This is a genomic window from Halomonas colorata, assembly GCF_014897985.1.
GTDB classification, from domain to species: domain Bacteria; phylum Pseudomonadota; class Gammaproteobacteria; order Pseudomonadales; family Halomonadaceae; genus Vreelandella; species Vreelandella colorata.
In genome coordinates this window covers 47,376-66,038 of the sequence record NZ_JABUZA010000011.1, presented here as the reverse complement: position 1 = coordinate 66,038, position 18,663 = coordinate 47,376, and the positions used below count along the sequence as shown (strand labels likewise).

19 protein-coding genes are annotated in these 18,663 nt (G+C 54.9%); 9 read left to right on the top strand and 10 right to left on the bottom strand.

Going from position 1 to position 18,663, the window contains the following annotated elements; genetic code table 11:
- The first annotated feature begins 71 nt into the window (after nucleotides 1-71).
- Nucleotides 72-1,109: a nickel/cobalt transporter gene (locus INT33_RS08070; RefSeq protein WP_193091582.1), complete on the top strand. Its 1,038-nt coding sequence runs from the start codon at nucleotides 72-74 to the stop codon at nucleotides 1,107-1,109.
- Between the two features lie 7 nt (nucleotides 1,110-1,116).
- Here the strand turns inward: INT33_RS08070 and INT33_RS08065 are convergent, their stop codons facing one another.
- Nucleotides 1,117-1,539 (bottom strand): HIT domain-containing protein, encoded by a 423-nt coding sequence (locus tag INT33_RS08065; RefSeq protein ID WP_192537716.1) that lies wholly within the window; start codon nucleotides 1,537-1,539, stop codon nucleotides 1,117-1,119.
- 220 nt (nucleotides 1,540-1,759) lie between these two features.
- On the opposite strand from INT33_RS08065, the gene INT33_RS08060 reads away from it, so the two are divergent.
- Nucleotides 1,760-1,891: an entericidin A/B family lipoprotein gene (locus tag INT33_RS08060; protein WP_192537715.1), complete on the top strand. Its 132-nt coding sequence runs from the start codon at nucleotides 1,760-1,762 to the stop codon at nucleotides 1,889-1,891.
- Nucleotides 1,892-2,005: 114 nt separating this feature from the next.
- Nucleotides 2,006-2,362, top strand: coding sequence for an I78 family peptidase inhibitor (locus tag INT33_RS08055; RefSeq protein WP_193091581.1), 357 nt, complete (start codon nucleotides 2,006-2,008; stop codon nucleotides 2,360-2,362).
- On the opposite strand, the gene INT33_RS08050 is transcribed toward INT33_RS08055, so the two are convergent.
- From INT33_RS08050 to INT33_RS08015, 8 genes are all read right to left on the bottom strand, one after another.
- Complete coding sequence (locus INT33_RS08050; protein ID WP_193091580.1) at nucleotides 2,359-2,964, bottom strand: LysE family translocator; 606 nt, start codon at nucleotides 2,962-2,964, stop codon at nucleotides 2,359-2,361. The two genes, INT33_RS08055 and INT33_RS08050, sit on opposite strands and share 4 nt — an antisense overlap.
- Nucleotides 2,957-3,961: an ion transporter gene (locus INT33_RS08045; protein ID WP_193091579.1), complete on the bottom strand. Its 1,005-nt coding sequence runs from the start codon at nucleotides 3,959-3,961 to the stop codon at nucleotides 2,957-2,959. Before INT33_RS08045 ends, INT33_RS08050 begins: the two co-directional genes overlap by 8 nt.
- A gap of 89 nt (nucleotides 3,962-4,050) precedes the next feature.
- Nucleotides 4,051-4,566, bottom strand: a complete 516-nt coding sequence (locus INT33_RS08040) for an acyl-CoA thioesterase (RefSeq protein ID WP_193091578.1) — start codon at nucleotides 4,564-4,566, stop codon at nucleotides 4,051-4,053.
- Nucleotides 4,567-4,621: 55 nt separating this feature from the next.
- Nucleotides 4,622-5,932: a short-chain fatty acid transporter gene (locus INT33_RS08035; RefSeq protein ID WP_192537710.1), complete on the bottom strand. Its 1,311-nt coding sequence runs from the start codon at nucleotides 5,930-5,932 to the stop codon at nucleotides 4,622-4,624.
- Between the two features lie 133 nt (nucleotides 5,933-6,065).
- Complete coding sequence (locus tag INT33_RS08030; protein WP_193091577.1) at nucleotides 6,066-7,355, bottom strand: MATE family efflux transporter; 1,290 nt, start codon at nucleotides 7,353-7,355, stop codon at nucleotides 6,066-6,068.
- 15 nt (nucleotides 7,356-7,370) lie between these two features.
- Complete coding sequence (locus tag INT33_RS08025) at nucleotides 7,371-7,619, bottom strand: YfhL family 4Fe-4S dicluster ferredoxin (RefSeq protein ID WP_192538496.1); 249 nt, start codon at nucleotides 7,617-7,619, stop codon at nucleotides 7,371-7,373.
- A gap of 80 nt (nucleotides 7,620-7,699) precedes the next feature.
- Nucleotides 7,700-8,194 (bottom strand): pantetheine-phosphate adenylyltransferase, encoded by a 495-nt coding sequence (gene coaD / locus INT33_RS08020; protein ID WP_193091576.1) that lies wholly within the window; start codon nucleotides 8,192-8,194, stop codon nucleotides 7,700-7,702.
- Nucleotides 8,191-10,074, bottom strand: a complete 1,884-nt coding sequence (locus tag INT33_RS08015) for a beta-ketoacyl synthase (protein ID WP_193091605.1) — start codon at nucleotides 10,072-10,074, stop codon at nucleotides 8,191-8,193. Before INT33_RS08015 ends, coaD begins: the two co-directional genes overlap by 4 nt.
- Before the next feature lie 208 nt (nucleotides 10,075-10,282).
- On the opposite strand from INT33_RS08015, the gene trmB reads away from it, so the two are divergent.
- The 5 genes from trmB to INT33_RS07990 all read left to right on the top strand — a co-directional run bounded on the left by trmB (nucleotide 10,283) and on the right by INT33_RS07990 (nucleotide 16,874).
- Nucleotides 10,283-10,948 (top strand): tRNA (guanine(46)-N(7))-methyltransferase TrmB, encoded by a 666-nt coding sequence (trmB, locus tag INT33_RS08010; protein WP_193091604.1) that lies wholly within the window; start codon nucleotides 10,283-10,285, stop codon nucleotides 10,946-10,948.
- A 52-nt stretch (nucleotides 10,949-11,000) separates the two neighbouring features.
- On the top strand, nucleotides 11,001-12,470 hold the full coding sequence (gene dacB / locus INT33_RS08005) for a D-alanyl-D-alanine carboxypeptidase/D-alanyl-D-alanine endopeptidase (RefSeq protein WP_193091575.1): 1,470 nt from the start codon (nucleotides 11,001-11,003) through the stop codon (nucleotides 12,468-12,470).
- Between the two features lie 33 nt (nucleotides 12,471-12,503).
- Nucleotides 12,504-12,875, top strand: coding sequence for a diacylglycerol kinase (locus tag INT33_RS08000; RefSeq protein ID WP_192538499.1), 372 nt, complete (start codon nucleotides 12,504-12,506; stop codon nucleotides 12,873-12,875).
- Nucleotides 12,876-12,903: 28 nt separating this feature from the next.
- Nucleotides 12,904-15,858 (top strand): bifunctional [glutamate--ammonia ligase]-adenylyl-L-tyrosine phosphorylase/[glutamate--ammonia-ligase] adenylyltransferase, encoded by a 2,955-nt coding sequence (gene glnE, locus INT33_RS07995; protein ID WP_193091574.1) that lies wholly within the window; start codon nucleotides 12,904-12,906, stop codon nucleotides 15,856-15,858.
- 122 nt (nucleotides 15,859-15,980) lie between these two features.
- Nucleotides 15,981-16,874, top strand: coding sequence for an AEC family transporter (locus INT33_RS07990; RefSeq protein WP_193091573.1), 894 nt, complete (start codon nucleotides 15,981-15,983; stop codon nucleotides 16,872-16,874).
- A gap of 76 nt (nucleotides 16,875-16,950) precedes the next feature.
- Here INT33_RS07990 and INT33_RS07985 read toward each other — a convergent pair whose 3' ends face one another.
- Nucleotides 16,951-17,307 (bottom strand): hypothetical protein, encoded by a 357-nt coding sequence (locus tag INT33_RS07985; RefSeq protein WP_192538502.1) that lies wholly within the window; start codon nucleotides 17,305-17,307, stop codon nucleotides 16,951-16,953.
- Nucleotides 17,308-17,456: 149 nt separating this feature from the next.
- Here INT33_RS07985 and INT33_RS07980 point away from each other — a divergent pair, with 149 nt between their 5' ends.
- Entirely contained in the window at nucleotides 17,457-18,500 is a 1,044-nt protein-coding gene (locus tag INT33_RS07980) for a PDC sensor domain-containing protein (RefSeq protein WP_193091572.1), read from the top strand.
- Nucleotides 18,501-18,663: the final 163 nt, after the last annotated feature.

The window sequence follows — 18,663 nt, the reverse complement described above, 5'->3', positions numbered from 1 at the left end:
TCGGGTGCGACTTTCATAAAGCGATAAAGCTTTCAATGATCAAAATAGGGTGTGTTATGCAGTCGCTAGTAATGCGTAGGCCTTGGGCTTTGGTCGCTCTTTTGGTGCTTGGCGCGGTGGTGTTGATATGGGGGTTGCAAGGCGGTCTGCAGGGGATGAGCTATCAGCTACTCGCCTGGCAGCGGGAGCTTCACCGCGCGCTTACCCTGGCAATTACCGAACTTGCCCGTGAGCCCTCGCGTGCCACTTGGTGGGTGTTATTAAGCGTAAGCTTTGGCTATGGCGTTTTTCATGCCGCAGGGCCAGGCCATGGCAAAGCGGTGCTGGCAACGTATTTAGCCTCCCATGGTGGTGCCACCCGCCGAGCGCTGGGGCTTTCTTTTGCTGCTTCAATACTGCAAGGCGTTACCGCGATTGCCATGGTCGCCATTCTGGTACATGGGCTGGGGTGGCTGACGCGTCAGGCCATGGGGAGCGTTGTCTGGGTCGAGCAGGCAAGCTTTTTACTGGTAACGCTGCTGGGTGTGTGGCTATGCATTCGGGCTTACAAACAGCTGCGTGCCGCCTATCGTCCGGTGAGTTCGATGACGTTTCATCCTGTAAGCCAGGATCACGACCACAGTCGTCCTCATAACCACAATCATAGCCATCACCATAGTCACCACCACGGGCATCATCACTGCTGCGGTGGCGCGCATCATATTGAGCCGCAGCAGGCACTAGACTGGCGCACTGCCGTGATGACCGTTTTCGCGATCGGTATGCGCCCCTGCAGCGGCGCGGTGTTGCTACTCGGTGCGGCCAGCCTGCTGGGCCAGTTTTATGTTGGCGTGCTATCCGTATTGGCCATGTCGCTGGGTACCGGGATTACCGTATCAGCACTTGCGCTGGCCAGCGTCTTTGCGCGCAGGTGGGCCACGCGGCGTTTAGCCAAGCAGCAGCGCGTATCCCAACACCTTCACAAGGCGGTCGGCTGGGCGGCGCTGGCGGGTGGCTTAGCGATTATCTTGCTCGGTGTGACGCTTTCGATTGCCAGCGTTTCCCAACCCGCCAGTACGCCGCTGCTTGGTGAGCCGCCGGCCAGGCAGGGTAACCCGTTGATGCGTTGAGAGCAGGTCAATCAACCGCCAGGCGATCAATATGAGCGATAAGCTGATCACGCAGGCTGGCAAGCTGGTCAAGCGCATAAGGCTCGGCGCTGCCGTTACCCCATACCGGCGCGGGCCAGGTCGCATCAGCGTGCTTTCGCACCACGACATGAATATGCAACTGCTGCACCACATTGCCCAGCGTTGCAATATTGAGCTTGTCGCCGTCAAAGAGCGTTTTCATCACGCTACCCAGCTGGGTGGCTTCTCGCCATAGCTGGGCCTGATCTACGTCGGATAACTCGAATACTTCGCTTACATTATCCAGGCGGGGGACTAAGATCACCCACGGATAGCGCGCATCGTTCATCAATAGCGCCCGGCAAAGCGGCAAGTCAGCAATTGGAAACGTATCGGCTTCCAGGCGTTGATCAAGAGCAAACGTGTTCAATGGGCGCACTCCGGGCGCGTTGGGGTTGGTAAAAGCAAAAAATAGGTAGGTAAGAAAGCAGAATATAGTAGGTGAAATAAGAAAATGAAGACAGCCGCAGAAACTAAGCCATGGAAAACAGGCGAAATTGCCAAAACGCTGTTACGCTGAAAGTACTCCTCAGAAAGGTAGACATTGCCAGAGGAGATTTCTGTTGTCTGACACGTTAAGGAGAACATCTATGAAAAAGCTTTTAGCGACGACTTTTATCCTATTAATGACGGCAGGCGCGTTAGCCGGTTGCAACACAATTTCTGGTGCTGGCCAAGATGTGCAAGAAGGCGGTCAAGCTGTGCAGGACGCCGCTAGCTAAGGTTAGTGAAACCTTGACGATGTCGAGTGGGCTAGGCGGACGCCTAGCCCGCTTTGTGTATTAGCCACCTATTCTCTATAAAACAATTAATTAACTATAAATCAGGGCAAGCCTATGAAAACGTGGCTATATACCGATGCGGTACGCTCCTCGAAAATTGTATTAAGCGGTGGAATGCTTGTGTTGCTCTCGGCGTGCGCCACCGGGTCAGATGCCGCCAAAACGTCGGCTGCCAATGAAGCCCAGGACGCACCGCCTACATCCATGGATAGCTGCGATACCGAGGCGGTGAGCTATGCCATTGGTGAGACATTTGATGAAGCAAACGTGCCCCAGCTACAAAGCGAGAGCCAGTCGCGCCAGGTGCGGGTACTGCGACCAGGGGACGCGGCCACGATGGACCATCGTCCCGATCGGTTGAATGTACATCTGGACAATAACGATGATATCGAAGAGCTGCGCTGCGGTTAACGTAAAATCAGGATGACACACGCGGCGGTGAGTAGACCCATGATGATATTGAATGCCCTCCAGGCACCGTCACTTTTGATCCAGTGACCGATCGCCATGCCAAAGCCCGCCCAAACGGCCAAGCAGGGCATGGCGACCAGTTCCGCAAATCCGGCCAGTATGAGGGCATTGACTACCGCCGAACCGTTTTCAGGGAGAAAGCCCGCCATCAAGGCAAGCCCCATGATCCAGGCCTTGGGGTTGGCAAACTGAAACGCCGCTGCCTGCCAGAAGGTAAGCGGTATGCTATGTGAGCTGCCCTTAAGGTTAGGCGGCGGAGCGCTGGCGATTTTCCAGGCAAGATAGAGCAGGTAGGCGCTACCCAGCCAGCGAAGCCCCAGCTGTATGGCAGGAAATCGCTCAAACAGCACCCCGAGGCCCAGCGCTATATTCGAAAATAGAATAAAGCAGCCACCTACAATACCTGCCATATGCGGCAGGGTACGCCTAAAACCAAAGTTGGCACCTGACGCAGTGAGCATCACGTTGTTGGGCCCAGGGGTCAGTGTCATCGACATGATATAAAGGGCTACTGGCCCAAGTACTAACCACTGGCTACTCATAACGATCCTTCCAACGTTGACGGTTAACCTGCTCTTTGAGCATTTCCAGAATATCGTACAGCACCAATTCTGTGATCCGATTGCTTTTTTCATCGACCGTCAGCCAGCTGTCGAAGCCGCTTTCCGCCGTTCGCTCGATTAACTGTCTGAATTCCGGCGAATGAATACCCAACGCCAGTTCATCTACCAGCCGCTGAGCAACACCGCTGATGGATGCCTGCATGGCGTTGGCCGCCGTTTGCCCCATGGGCAGGCGGTGCAGGCGCTGGATCTCGGGGCTTTCGCGCAGCGTACGGCTCACCAAGTCATCAATGGCCGTCATCGCCGAGGCGCGATTAAGCTGATACGCCTCGCCAACGGTGCTTTCCAGACGCTGGACGATTTCACTGATCAGCTGCGTTTTGCGCGGCATGATTACCCGGTCAATCACGCGCTCGGTGAGCGAGTCGCTGGACAGAATCTGCTGCTGCACATTGCCCAAAAGCCGTAGAGCAATACGGTCAGAAAGTTCTTCGAGAAGGATATCGTAGTACTTGAAGAAAAACTGATAAATGGACCAGTGCTTAACGTTAATGATGCGTAAGCGGTGCAAGCGGTGGAGTAGCGACACCACGCGCAATACACGCAGTAAGCGAAAGCCGCTTAACGGAATGCAGCCCAGTACGTCATACCAATGTACAAAGGGGTAAAAAAACCAACGATGATAACGGCGCTCGGCGACCGCTACGGTCCAGCCCAGCAGTATGTCGGCAACAAAAAAGCCCACAAAAAATAGATCGATATGGAAAAAACGACTGTGAATCTCACGCTCGTAAAACGCGTGAAAAGCAGGCGTTAGATCAGCGATGGCCTGATTGATCGGCGTGATCAAATACAGAGAATCAAATAGCAAAAGTCCCAGGTTCAGCACTACCGCAATCAGAATCAGTAAATCCCAACCGATATGAGCGTACTCAACAGGCCTGGGGAGTTGTGGGTAGCGCCGCCTAATAGGCATGCAACCTCCTTGTTGATGGAAAAAACCAATACAGCGTACTAGCGCTACACAGCGCCTGCATCTAATCAATTAAGCCTGCGCCTGACAGTTTAAGCCTGTGACTGATAGTGCTGCTGGGTTAATTTCTCTTCCTGTTCGGCCTGCTTGCGGTGTTTTTTGCGCAGAGCCGCTTTTTCAAAGCGCAGCTTTTGAATCGGGGTCGTTAGTATCAACGGAGGCACGCCAGCAGGCTTGCCATCAGCATCGACAGCCACCATGGTTAGATAACAGCTATTGGTATGACGAATCAGCTTGTTACGGATATCTTCGGCAACCACTTTGATACCGATCTCCATAGAGGAGCGGCCCACATGATTGACGCAGGCTAAAAAGGTAACTAATTCGCCCACGTGAATCGGCTGCTTAAACAGTACCTGATCCACGGATAGGGTCACTACATAGTGCCCGGAATAACGGCTAGCGCAGGCATAGGCGACTTCATCCAGCTTTTTAAGAATGGCTCCCCCGTGGACTTTACCGCTGAAGTTGGCCATGTCGGGTGTCATGAGTACGGTCATCGACAGTTCGTGCTGCCCGGGTAAATCCGTTGGCGCTGTATCTGACATAACGTGTCCTTGGTTTGACTCTGCCCGCCTGTGGGCGGGCAGAGGGTTCAAGGGCTTAGAACCAAACTAAGCCCACGGAAATAATAATCCCGGTAATCAACAGCTGAATAAGGCAGAAGCCCATAATATCTTTGGCTTTCAAGCCCGCAATGGCCAGCACCGGCAATGCCCAGAAGGGCTGCAGCAGATTGGTCCAGGCATCGCCCCAGGCAACGGCCATCGCCACGCGCGAAATATCAGCCCCTAGTGCTTGCGCTGCGGGCAGCATAACCGGCGCTTGCACTGCCCACTGGCCTCCACCGGAAGGTACAAACAGGTTAACAATCCCGGCACTAAGAAACGACCAGAACGGCAACGAGGTAGCCGTGGCAAACGAAATTAACCATTCCGACATGCTTTGAGCCAAACCTGACTGCACCATGATCGCCATAATGCCCGCATAAAACGGGAACTGGATCACAATCCCGGCGCCGCCCTTAACCGCTTCATTAAGGCTGGTCAGCAGGTTGCGTGGGGTGCGGTGAAGCACAATGGCTAAAAACAGAAACAGGAAGTTAACGATATTAAGGTTTAAACCACCGTTTCTGAGGATGAAGTGGTCAAGCAAAAACAGCAGCCCAGGCACGCCAACCAGCAGAGAAAGCGCCATGCTGTTTTCAAGTCTTTCGGCGGGGCGGGTAATCCGGCCCTGCGATACTGGCTCGTCTTCCAGCAGCTGGCTATCGATATAAACACTGTCTTTCTCGTCGGGCAGCATTAAGCGATTCACCAGCGGCACCGCGATAAACAGACACACGACTATTGCCAGGTTAAAGAAGGCGAAAATAGTGGAGCTGGTGCTGATAACGCCAATCTGATCTACGGTGAAGTGACCTTCGGTGGCGATCGTCAGGGGGATTGATCCAGCTAAACCGCCGTGCCATACGATAAAGCCGGAGTAGGCGCTGGCAACTAGCAGGCGATAGTCCACCCGCACCAGGCGGGCAAGCTCTTTAGCAAAGAGCGCCCCGACCACCAAACCAAACCCCCAGTTGATCCAGCTGGCGGCAAGCGACACCAGGGTGACCAGAATAATCGCCCCGCCTGCGCTTTTTGCGGTGCCCGCAAGCTTTTGTAGCATGCGCTTTACCGGCGGCGAGCTTGCCAGCATGAAGCCTGTCACCAGCACCAGCAGCATCTGCATGGAAAAGGTTAATAATCCCCAGAAGCCGTCCCCCCACATACGCATCACCGCCAGTGGCGTTTGGCGCTCCACGGCAATGGCGGCAACCGCTGCTACGATGGTCAGGAGTAGCACAAAAATATACGGGTCGGGCAGATAGCGCTCGACCAGCTTGACGGCCGGTTTCGATATCATTTTTAGCATGAGTGGCTCTCTTATTTTTTATAGGAATTGCGTTGCTAATATACGGCGGTGTGGTTCGGCTTTCACGTTTAAAAAAGTCCGCTTTTAGAACGATAAGCCAATGGATAGCACGGCGGCGGATTTATTTAAACGCTTAACACCAACGGGTATGCCGGTAGCGTTGATAGTACCCAATAAGCACCCCGGAACGAACCGTAATAAACAGCGTAAAGGCGAGCCAAAGACCATGATTGCCAAGGCCTTGAGTAAGCCACCAGGCGGGCAGGTAGAAAAGAATGCCGATAAAGATGCTGTTGCGCATTTCACGTACCGCGCTGGTGCCGATAAAAATACCGTCTAGAAGATAGCTCCACACGGCAATTAACGGCATTGCCACCATCCAGGGAAGGTACACGGCAGCGGTTGCCCGCACTTCCTCAAGACCTGTCAGCAGGGCAACCAAGTGATTACCGCCAAATGCAAAGAGCAGCGAGGCGCCGCCTGCCGTCCAGAAAGAAAACAGCGCCACCCGGCGAACGATAGATGCCAGCTCCTGCCAGTCGCGGCGGCCATAGGCGCGGCCGACCAATGATTCCGCCGCGTGGGCGAAGCCATCGAGTGCATAGCTTGTCAGCATAATAAACTGAAGCAGTACGGCGTTGGCGGCCAGAACTGTATCGCCCTGACGCGCACCCTGCGCGGTAAAAAAAGCCATGACGAATAGCAGCCCGAGCGTGCGGACAAACAGATTGGCGTTGATATTGAAAAGGGCCGTATAGGCGGAAAGCGCCAGCAGCCGAGCGCGCAAAAAATGTCCTTCGAGTGTTTTAAGCTGGCGCAGCACCAGATAGCCGCCAAATGCCAGCGCGCTATAGTCGGCAATCACGCTTGCCCAGGCAACGCCATTGCTGGTCATGCCTAGCCCCACCACAAACCAGATATCCAGCACGATATTGATACTGTTGGTCAGCAGCAGGATCATCAAGGTCACGCGAGAGTTCTGTTGACCTAAAAACCAACCTAAAATCGCATAGTTGGCGAGAACAGCGGGGGCCGACCACAGTCTTATCTGAGCATATTCACGGGCCAGGGGCGTCGCTGCGTCACTGCCGTCCAATAGCTTCAGCCCCAATGAGACAAGCGGAGTGGAGAACAGAATTAAGAGTACGCCGATCACTCCAGCGATGATCAGCGATTGGCCCAGCAAATGGCGTACGTCGCTATCGCTTTCCCGGCCCATTGCCTGGGCCACCAGGCCGGTAGTGCCCATGCGTAGAAAGCCAAAGCCCCAATATAGAAAGCTGAATAGGGTAGCGCCTAGCGTCACGGCGGCCAGATAGCGTGAGTCGGGCAGGTGCCCGACCACAGCAGTATCGACCAGCCCGAGAAGCGGAACGGTAATATTGGAAAGGATAATTGGCCAGGCGATGGCCCATATACGCACGCGAGACGACAAACGTTAAGCAGCAGTAATAATGCGGTACTTTTCCAAAAGCTGCTGCTGCGTTTCAGAGCGCGCGGGGTCAAGCGGAATACAGTCTACCGGGCAAACCTGCTGGCACTGGGGTTCGTCAAAGTGGCCAACGCACTCGGTGCACAAGTTTGGGTCGATGATGTAAATCTCCTCGCCGGGAGAGATCGCATCGTTCGGGCACTCGGGCTCGCAGACGTCGCAATTAATGCATTCATCGGTGATCATCAGGGCCATGGGCATACCTCGCGAATGGCTGGCACACCCAGGCGTCGCTAAACGCTATACCCGAGTGTTTTACTCAACAATGTTGGTGGTTACGTATTGTAGTGCTTACGCAATACTTCTGCGACCTGGGAAGGAACTAACGGTGAAATATCGCCGCCCAGCTTGGCGATTTCACGCACAATGGTGGAAGAGATATACGAGTTTTCCACCGCCGGAGTGAGAAATACGCTTTCAAGCTCGGGGTTTTGCGCCCGGTTCATATTGGCAAGCTGTAGCTCATACTCAAAGTCGGACACCGCACGCAGGCCACGCAGCATGATGGTTGCGCCCTGTTCATGCATAAAGCGGGTCAGCAGATTGGAAAAGCCCACGACTTCAACATTGCCAAGCGTGGCGCAGGTAGCGTTGACCAGAGCAATCCGAGTGTCAAGATCGAGACTGGGTCGTTTGCCAGGGCTTGCCGCCACGGCAATGATTATCTTATCGAACATCCTGGCGCCACGTTCGATAAGGTCGAAGTGACCGTTGGTGATCGGGTCGAAGGTGCCTGGATAAACGGCAATGTTAAAGCGCTGCTCGCTCATTCCGAATCCTCTTCGTCAATTCGGCCAAAAGGATTATCGCTTGCCAGCGATACCGCTTGAGCATAGCCCGGGATGTGAATACGGTCCGCGTGAATATCCAGTTCGGGGCCTTCGAGCACCGCTTCGCCAAATTGATAACGTGGCGCGTAATGGCCGGCATCCGCCTGGTCAAGATACGCGGCCGCTTGGGCGCGCACGGTCTCGCGGCGCTCCTTCCAGGCGCTAATCGCGGCGGCGCCATGACGCTGAAGCAGCAAGCGCTCGGTAACGCCGGGGGAAAGCACAACGCCGGTTGCGTTATTACCGCCAAAGCCTTTGGCGTTAATAAAGGCGGCATCCGCTTTAAAGGCTATGGGCGTTTGGGAGAAGCGTAGCCGCTCGGCATACACGTCGTCGGCCACCTCATCCAGAGTGGGAATACCGGGCAGTAACCCGTGGGCGAAGCTGCCCAACGCGCTCACCAGTTGATCACCCCCCGCTGACCCCTGAGAGTGGCCGATAAATGACTTAATCGCTACTACCGGCCACTCGCTAATACCGTTGGCGCGGGCGATTTCATGCAGCACATGGGATTCAGTCGTACGGTTTTTAGGGGTGCTCGTGCCATGTGCGTGCATGAAACTGCGCTCTTGCAGCGCTTTTTCGCCCAGCATATTGCGCACCAGTGCTGCGGCCTTGCCCAGCGTGATGTAGTTGCCGATGCCCGGCGCTGAAATAGAGCGCTTGAAGCCATCGGCATTCACGAATACTTCCGGCACTGCTCCGAGAATGTCTGCGCCTACTTCAAGCGCCAGCGCATCATCCATCAACAGAACAAACTGGCTGGCTTCACCCATGGTAAAGCCGCAGTTGCGCGCAAAGGGTCGACTGGCGCGCTGATAGTCAGCGTCGGTCAGCAGTTCAAGCGCATCCAGAGCTTTTAAACTCGCATCGTCAGCCAAGGCGCCCATGGCGCGGAAGCCTTCAATGATTTCAGGCGTAATCGGAGCGTCGGCCGTGCCCACCATCACCACTTTACGCCGTCCTGCACGAATATCTTCGATACCCAAACGCAGGTTGTATAGAAAGCTTGCGCAGGCACCTAGTACGGCGCCGGTGCCGCCAACGCTACCCAATACATAGGCATTCAAAAAGTCGGCGGGCATCTGCCCGTAACCTAGCGGCATTTGCTTGGAGGTGGCACGCTGACCGCTCACCAGACTCTTCATCAAGCCGCCCCAGCCAGCATCGTCCAATTGACCGATGGAGTTGCCTGCATAAACGGCAATATGGTCTGGATTCAGCGTTTGGCGCAGCGTTTCCCAGGAGAAACCGCTGGCCCCTAGGCAGTCGCTGGCGCCAAAAATGGCCATCGACAGCCCGCGTGGGTGGTGCACGCTACGATAAAGACTGGCGGGGTCAAAGCCGCTAGGCAACTGAGCTGCAGCGTGCACTTTGGGCGTCTGGGCGTCAGGTAGCAGCGTTTCAAGCACGCCTGCCGGCACGATGACTTCTACTTCACGGGCACTCAGATCCCGGACCTGCCAGGTTTCCGGTAGGTTTTCCGGCAACTGGCGGCGGCGCAGTGTAAAGCGCAACGGCTCGGCTAGCTGAAGACTGGCTTGACGATTTGCGGGCAGCCCAGGCGCGAGGAATTTGGGGTCCTCGTTACGGCGAATCAGCGTGTGGTTCAACACCTGTTCGCGCAGCGACTGGGCAGGCGAGTCTATGGGCTGTCCTACACGGTCGTGCCACCCTTTTTCAGAGTGCTCGACAAGCTGCATCAGGGCTGCAAGGCCCTCAAGCGTCTGGCGCTGCTGGTCAGCGGGAAGGGCATCAAGCACGGTGCGGCGGAAGGCCTGATGGCCCGAGCTTCTGCCGGCGGGATTGATGCCGCCCATGCCGACAATCACCGGTAAGTGTGACAAGCCGGGTTCCTCGTGGTGCGGTGGTTTTAAATAACAATTATTGTCAATAACAGGGTAAATCTTACGCTGTCACTGAGCTTAATAAATATCTCGGGCGTGATCATAGCACCGGGTGACTAACGCCGTCATGCTGCAAGCGCCGGAGACTGATAGAATCGCCTCTTTTCAAGCCGAGGATGGCATGCAGTACACTTCTCGATCCGTTACCACTAATCAGCCAGGCCCTCATCATGATTTAGCACGCCAGGTGGACCGGGCGTTGGCTCATCCGTTGCGCAAGCCTATTGCTGATCATACTCAGCAGGCATTTGAGCAGGCTAATCACTGGTACCAGGCTTGTAATGCTCCACTCATCCTTGATTCAGGCTGTGGCGTTGGGGTTTCGACAAGAAAGCTTGCCTTGCAGTTCCCTGACTGCGCAGTAATAGGAATCGATCGCAGTGAAGATCGCCTGGGGCGTGATCACGGCGCACTGCCGGATAACGCGCTGCTGGTACGCGCGGATCTGGTTGATTTCTGGAGGTTGGCAAAGCAGGCGCATTGGGCGCCGGAGCGCCACTATTTGCTGTATCCCAACCCTTACCCCAAGGCGGCCCACTTAAAGATGCGCTGGCATGGGCATCCGGTTTTACCCACACTGTTGGCGCTAGGCGGGTGCCTTGAGCTGCGCTCTAACTGGCAGCTTTATGTCGAGGAGTTCGCTTTGGCGGTCGCGCAAGTTACCGGACGACAGGCCGAGGTGGGCGTATGGACGCCTGACGGTGAATACTTAACCCCGTTTGAAGCCAAGTACGATCAAAGCGGGCAAACGCTCTGGCGGTTGCAGGTCGAGCTGGAGCGGAAGTAATCATGCTGCACGTGTTTTCCAAAATGAATGTACATTGAGGCAGGTAAAAGTGATGTACTTCTTTAAAGCAGCAGCGCGCCAATGGCGTTGTTCATTAATCGCCAGCGTGGCCGCCGCCACTTTCGCGGTCAGCACTTCGGCATTGGCCGATTTTAGCCGGTTGAGCCAGTTACAGGAAAAAGGCTTTTCAATTAGTGCCGAGGCGCGTCTGCTGGATACCAATATGCCCGCCCTTTTGGGCAGCATTAATCCTGAGCGCCAAATGTCCCCGGCGTCGGTCACTAAAGCTTATATGGCTGCAGCGTTGTTAAACCGCTTTGGCCCGCAGCATCGCTTTACCAGCCAACTGGTCAGCAGCGGCATCATCGATAACGGCATTCTGCGTGGGGATCTGGAATTTGACGGCGGCGGTGACCCGGGGCTAACCACGGAAAACCTCTGGCGCCTGGTACAGCGCTTACAGATGGCGGGGGTCAATGAAGTCGACGGTGCGCTGGTAGTAAGCCAGTGGCGCTTTGGCCCGGTTAACTGCATTACCAATGACCGCTGCAATGCGCTTTCCCGGGTAACCAATGCTTACAGCGCGCCGCTAACCTCGGCAGGGGTTAATTTTGGTAGCTGGTGCGTCAACGTAGCGCCTTCTTCTATTTCAGGGGAGCCGGCACGCACGGCGCTTTGCGATAGCCAACTGCCGCTTATTGATATCGATAACCAGGTGATTACCCGCCCTGCCAATAGCGGGACTGAAATCAGCGCCGTGCGCGTGACCGATGAGCGTGGCGATGTAATGCGTTTGACCGGGCAGATTTCGACCAATGCGAGGGCCCAGGATGTTTATCGGGGCGCGGGCGATGCCGCTGAAGAGACCGCGCAGATACTTTTAGGCATGCTCAATCAGGCGGGTATCCACGTAAGAGACCCATGGCGTGTTACGTCAACACAGCCTTTGAGCAGCGCGGCACGCCTAGCCGCCGTGGATAGCCAGCCGTTACAAGAGCTTCTGCTGCGCACCATGAACTATTCCAATAACTACATGGCCGATGTGCTGGCTTTAAACCTGGTGGAAACTCCTCAGGCCCAGCTGCGTCAGGCAGGTTCAGCCATTGAGGCCTATGCCCAGCAATTGCCGGGGCACGGGCCGTTAACGCTGTATAGCGGCAGCGGGTTGACCACCGAAAACCGTACCTCGGCTCACGGGGTTAACGTCATGCTGGAGGATATGTATCGGCAAAGTTCGCTATTTCCAAGCTTTGTGGCTGCGTTTCAATCGCCCGCGAACGGCGTGATGCGGTTTATTCGCCGCGGCTCCTCCACGTTTCAAAATAACGTGATGCTGAAAACCGGTACGTTGAACCAGCCCTTTGCGGTACGCGCCGCGGCAGGCTACTTTCGTACGGCGTCGGGGCGGTGGGGCGTGTTTAGCGTATTTGTGAACGGTAACAGTAATACACCTTATATAAGCTGGTCTGAAGTGCTTGATCCGTTATCAGTCGATTTAGATACGATGATTTTGGCTAATTAATTTCCGCTACGCTTAAAAGGTGAGGCAACCTGCATGAAACCAGGGCATACCGGTTTAACCCATTTGGTGCACTCAACGCGTTACTCGTGGAAAGGTTTAAAAGCCGCGTTTCGAAACGAAGCCGCCTTTCGCCAGGAGGTCGGCATTGCTGCGGTGATGCTACCGTTTGCCTGGTGGATCAGTAATGATTCGATCAGCTGGCTTTTGTTGGTCGGCAGCCTGTTTTTAGTACTGATTGTCGAGCTTTTGAATAGTGCGATCGAAAACGTCGTCGATCGCATCGGTACGGAGCATCATGAGCTTTCCGGACGCGCAAAGGATATCGGTTCGGCAGCCGTGATGCTGTCGCTGATCATCGCCGGGTTTACCTGGGGGCTCTTGGGCTGGCAAAAATTCTTCGGCTAGCGTTTCAGCGCTTGGCAGTGAGGTGGTTATGCAACTAAACGATAAGTTTTTACCTTTGGAAAACCTGCCTGAAACACTTCAGCACGTGGCACAAAGGGCGGGCCAGCGGCTTAATGATGCGCTTAGTCAAGCTGACAATGTTGCCTCCATGACCAAGCAGCCACTGCCCTCAGCGCGTTGGGAGGAGCTATCTCCGTCGCGTCGTGAGGCGCTGGCAAAAGTGCTGAGCGTATCCACCTTTGCGCTGGATACGCTTACGCGCTACCCCCAGTGGCTAGATGAGCTCGACGCGACCGGCGAACTTGAGGCCGCCCCGACCCGCGGTGACCAGCAGCAGTGGCTGCAAAGTGCCCTGGAAAGCGCTGAAGATGAAGCGGCGCTGCAGCGCGCATTACGCCGTTTTAGGCGCGCCCGCATGTTGGGAATCGTGTGGCGGGACTTGAACCGTCCTGATGGTTACACCATGTGGGACACCGCACAGGCGGTTTCCCAGCTCGCCGAAATTTGTCTGGAGGCGGCACTAGGCTGGCTTGAAGCGTTTTACGCCCCTCGTTGGGGATTGCCCGCTGCGCGTGCCGATGGCGCGCCCCAACGCTTAGTCGTGCTGGGTATGGGCAAACTGGGCGCGGGCGAGCTGAATCTCTCGTCCGATATCGACCTGATTTTTGCGTTTCCGGAAAAAGGCGACACGCAGGGCGGGCGTAAGCCGCTAGAGCATCAGGAGTATTTCACCAAGCTGGGGCAAAAGCTGATTGCCGCCCTGGACGCGATGACGGCCGATGGCTTCGTATTTCGGGTGGATATGCGCTTACGCCCGCTCGGCGATGGTGGCCCATTGGTGGGCAGCTTTGCCATGCTTTCAAGCTATTACCAGGATCAGGGGCGCGAGTGGGAACGCTACGCCATGCTCAAGGCCCGCCCGGTAGCCGGCGATATAGACGCAGGCTTTGGGCTATTGGCAAGCCTGCGCCCGTTTGTGTATCGGCGCTACCTTGATTTTGGCGCTATTGAGTCGCTACGTGAGTTAAAAGCCATGATTAACCGCGAAGTGAAGCGCAAGGGCATGCAGAGCAATATCAAACTCGGCCCTGGCGGTATTCGCGAAGTGGAGTTCGTGGTTCAGGCATTCCAGCTGATTCGTGGCGGTCGTGATACCGAACTACAGGTGACCTCATTACACACGGCCTTAACGCGCCTGCCGGAACTGGGCCTGCTGCCTCAGGCGGTAGTCGATGAGCTGCTGCCTGACTACGCTTTTCTGCGTGATATCGAGCATGTAATCCAGGCCCTTGAAGATCGTCAGACGCAAATGCTGCCTACCGATGAGTCTGATCAGGCCCGTGTCGCCTTTGCTATGGGCTATGCCAGCTGGGCGCAACTGATCGAGCAGATTGATAAGGTACGTGAGCGCGTGCGCCAGCATTTTGATGCGGTGATCGCCGACCCCGAAGAAAATGCTCAGGACGCCAACGACGATAGCCACCAGACACCAGCGCAATGGCGGTTAATCTGGCGCAATGAGCTGGAGCAGGATGAGGCCGTTGCCTATTTAAGCGGTGCGGGGTTTATCGAGCCGGAGAGGGTGCTTAAGCGTCTGCAGAGTTTATACCAATCGCGTCAGGTGCAAAGTATGCAGCGGATCGGTTTTGAGCGCCTTGATGCGCTTATGCCGCTTCTGCTGGCGGCCGTGGCTGAAAACGATACGCCGGATACCGCGCTTTCTCGCGTGCAGCCACTGATTGAATCAGTACTACGACGTACCGCTTATCTGGCGCTGCTGCGTGAAAACCCCCACGCGCTTGAGCATTTGATGCACCTGTGCGCGGCAAGCCCCTGGATTGCCACACAGCTGGCTCGCTATCCTATTCTGCTCGATGAACTTTTAACCCCTGAAACCCTGTATACCCCCGCCGATAAAACGCGCTTAGCCGATGAGCTGCGCCAAACGCTCAATCGGCTGCCCGAAGACGATGAGGAGGCGCAGTTAGAGGCACTACGTGTGTTTAAACATGCCCAAATGCTGCATGTTGCCGCCTCAGATGTTGCCGGCACGCGTCATCTAATGAAAGTAAGCGATTACTTAACCTATATCGCAGAAGTAATCCTGGACGCCGTGTTGGTGATGGCCTGGAAGCACGTGACTCGTAAACACGGCGTACCGGAGGGATTAGACCTCAACGAGCCGGCTTTTTTAGTGATCGGGTACGGTAAACTAGGTGGGATTGAGCTTGGGTATGGCTCTGATCTGGATCTGGTTTTTCTCCATGACAGCGATGGTAAAGGTTCCACAGACGGCCCACGCCCCATTGAAACGCCGCTGTTTTTCACCCGGCTGGGCCAGCGAATTATTCATCTGCTAACCGCCGTAACGCCAGCGGGTAGCCTGTATGAAGTGGATATGCGTTTACGCCCCTCGGGCAATGCGGGGTTATTGGTGACTTCGCTTGATGCCTTCGCCGATTATCAGCAGCAGAATGCCTGGACCTGGGAGCATCAGGCATTGGTGCGCGCACGGGTAGTTGCCGGTAGCAGTTTGCTCGCCAAGCGGTTTGATCAGGTGCGCGGCGATATATTGAGCCGTAAACGTGAAATCCACGCCTTACGCGAGGATGTTGTCAAGATGCGCCATAAGATGCGCGACCACCTTAGCAGTAAAGCCCAAAGCCGCGGTTTTAATCTCAAGCACGACGCGGGCGGCATGGTCGATATTGAGTTTCTTTGCCAATACACGGTGTTAGCACTTGCTAACCAAACGCCTGCGCTGCTGACCTACAGCGATAATATTCGCATTTTAGAAACGTTGGCTGAAAGTGAACACTTACCCTTACAGGAAGCCGAGCAGTTAAAAGACGCCTATCTGGCCTATCGCAGCCGTACCCACCGCGCGGCCCTTACCGGTGAAAAAGCGATTGGCAAGGCCGACGATTTTAAAGAGCATCGCACGGCAGTCAACGCGTTATGGCAGCGCTTTCTGGAGCCTTAGCATTACGCATAGCCAGTAACGAGATCAATAACGGCGTGATCAATACGGAGTACGTAATAACAGCATGATCAATAAAAACAATGAGGCAGGGCAATGCACAGGCGTGGATTAAGGTGGCGCGCATGACAGCGCATATTCTAGCGACACTGCTACCGGTGTTTTTGATTTCAGGCTGTGGGGCAGCTTACGGGCGCTTTCGGACACCCGATATTCGCAGCCTGAATACTCTGAATATGGAGCTGTTCGTTCCACTGTTAGTGTTTGCGGTGTTGGCAGACCGCCAGGCGCCGCTTGCCGATTACGCATGGCTTGCTTTCGCCGCTGCCGCCGTTGTATTGGGGTCGGGGCTGATACTTTGGCCGTTGGCGGCTTGGCTAAAGTTGGATATAAAAACCTTTTTGCCACCCATGATGTTCAATAACACGGGCAATATGGGGGTGCCGTTACTGGTACTGGCCTTTGGTGAGGCGGCTTTACCTGCGGCGGTGGTGATCTTTATCGTGGAAATGGTGCTGCACTTTTCGGTAGGCCTTTACATGATAAATCCGCGCACCTCGATGTGGCATATTCTGCGTATGCCGATTGTGGCGGCTAGTCTGGCTGGGCTTTTAATCAATATGAGCGGCGTGCCGCTGCCGGGGTGGCTACTGGAAGCCATGCATATGCTGGGCGGGGTAAGCATTCCTTTAATGCTGTTTGCCCTGGGCGTGCGGCTACTTGAAGTTGACTTTAGCGATTGGCGAACGGGGCTGCTGGGGGCGGCACTGTGCCCGCTTTCAGGATTGATCATTGCCCTGCCATTAATGTGGTTATTGCCCCTGGATCCTCTACAAACTGCGGTACTGCTGGTTTTTTCTGCGTTACCGCCGGCGGTATTGAATTACCTGGTCGCCGAGCAGTTTAAGCTTGCGCCGCAGAAAGTCGCCTCGCTGGTGTTGATTGGTAACTTGGGTAGCCTGATCGTAATGCCGCTCATTTTAGCGGCTGCGTTTACATGGGTGTATGCGCCGCTTTAAAAGCGGCGCATCAGTCATGTAAGTAACAGACAGGTAATGTAAAAATAGCAGGCTAAAACACTAAAAATACGCAGCCTTAATCGCGGGGTGCTTGCTCTTTTACTTCAAAACTACCTTCTAAGGCATCCTGCGGGCCTTGGCGTGATTGAGGTTCGGCATAACCCCCGCCAATATCCTGCGCTTGATCTGCACGCATCTGCTCCATGCGCTTTTTCATTTTGTGGCGTACAAACGGCATCATGGCCCAGCCAATCAAAAGGAAAAACAGGCCGAACACTACGCCAACCACCATCAATACACCAAATGCCAGCCACGTTAAAAGTAGCTTCAAGCTGCCCATCAGCCCGGTAGGTTGTGACTGTGCAGCGCGGGCGCGCCACTGGTGGGCAGCCTGCCAGGCGGTATTGCGTTGGTCGCGATTCATCTGTGGCATAAAAGCCTCCATCGTCGTTTGTCCCTATTGGAACACAGTTATTGGAACGTCGTTAACCAGTCAAGTTCACTGAGAGCTGGCGCATATCTTGCTTTGTAACTATTGGGGAAGTTGGGTTGCCCTTGAAACGCCTAACAAAAGGAACGCTCATGCAAGATAACAACGTCTTAAAAATTGCTTACGATATCGCCACCATTACGCGGGAAAAGATCGGCATGATCGAAAAAATCATGCAGCAAACCGAAATACTAGCCTTGAATGCGCGTATTGAGGCGGCACGGGCGGGAAGCAGTGGTGCCGCATTTTCAGTAGTGGCGCAGGAAATGGGGCGCGTATCCGGGGGCATTAATGAAATCGCCCGCGATTTTCGGCAGCAGGTGGAACAACACACTGAAAGTATCGAAACCGCAGGCACTACTATGGTGAATGAGTTTCGTGGACAGCGATTCACCGATATCGCGCTGAATGCCGTCGAGATTATTGATCGTAATTTATTTGAGCGTTCATGTGACGTGCGCTGGTGGGCAACGGACAGCGCGGTGGTTGAAGCCGTTGAGACGCCCACGACAGTGTGCTGTGACTACGCAAGCGTGCGTCTGGCCACTATTTTGCGCTCGTACACGGTCTATCTTGACTTATGGGTCGCCGATGCAGAGGGGAATATCATCACTAATGGCCGACCTGATCATTATCCGGGTGTTAAAGGCAAGAATGTGGCAGATACCGCTTGGTTCAAGCGAGCTATAAAAACTACTGACGGTGACGCTTTTGTAGTGAGTGATGTAGAACGAAACTCTTTACTGGGTGGTGCATCGGTCGCCACGTATGCCACGGCCATAAGGAAGGGAGGCCAAAGTAACGGCGCTGTGACCGGTGTCTTAGGAATTTTCTTCGACTGGGCGCCCCAGGCAAAAGCAGTGGTCGAGGGCGTGGGCTTGACGCAAGAAGAGCGTGCATTGAGCCGCATCATGCTCTTAGATTCAAATTATCGGATTATCGCGGATACTCAGCAAGATACAGTGGGCAACCACTATCCGTTACAGCGCAACAATGAAGTACGCGGTTACTATCAGGATGAGGGCCGTTTGATCAGCTTTTCTGAAACGCCAGGGTATGAAACCTATCGCGGATTAGGCTGGTTGGGGGTTGTCGAATATCGCCTTGAGGATGCTCAAGCACAGCGCAGCGCTTAGCACTAAAATGGTACGCAAGTGCTCGCGCGCGAGTACGCTGTCACCGTTTTGGTGCAGCGGATGCGCAGGGCCGCTCTCATGTATGTCTAGGCAGGTATGGTTTACGCCCTACACGGTTTAAGCCACCTGCATAGCCAAACGCCATTAAGCATTGGCATCTTAA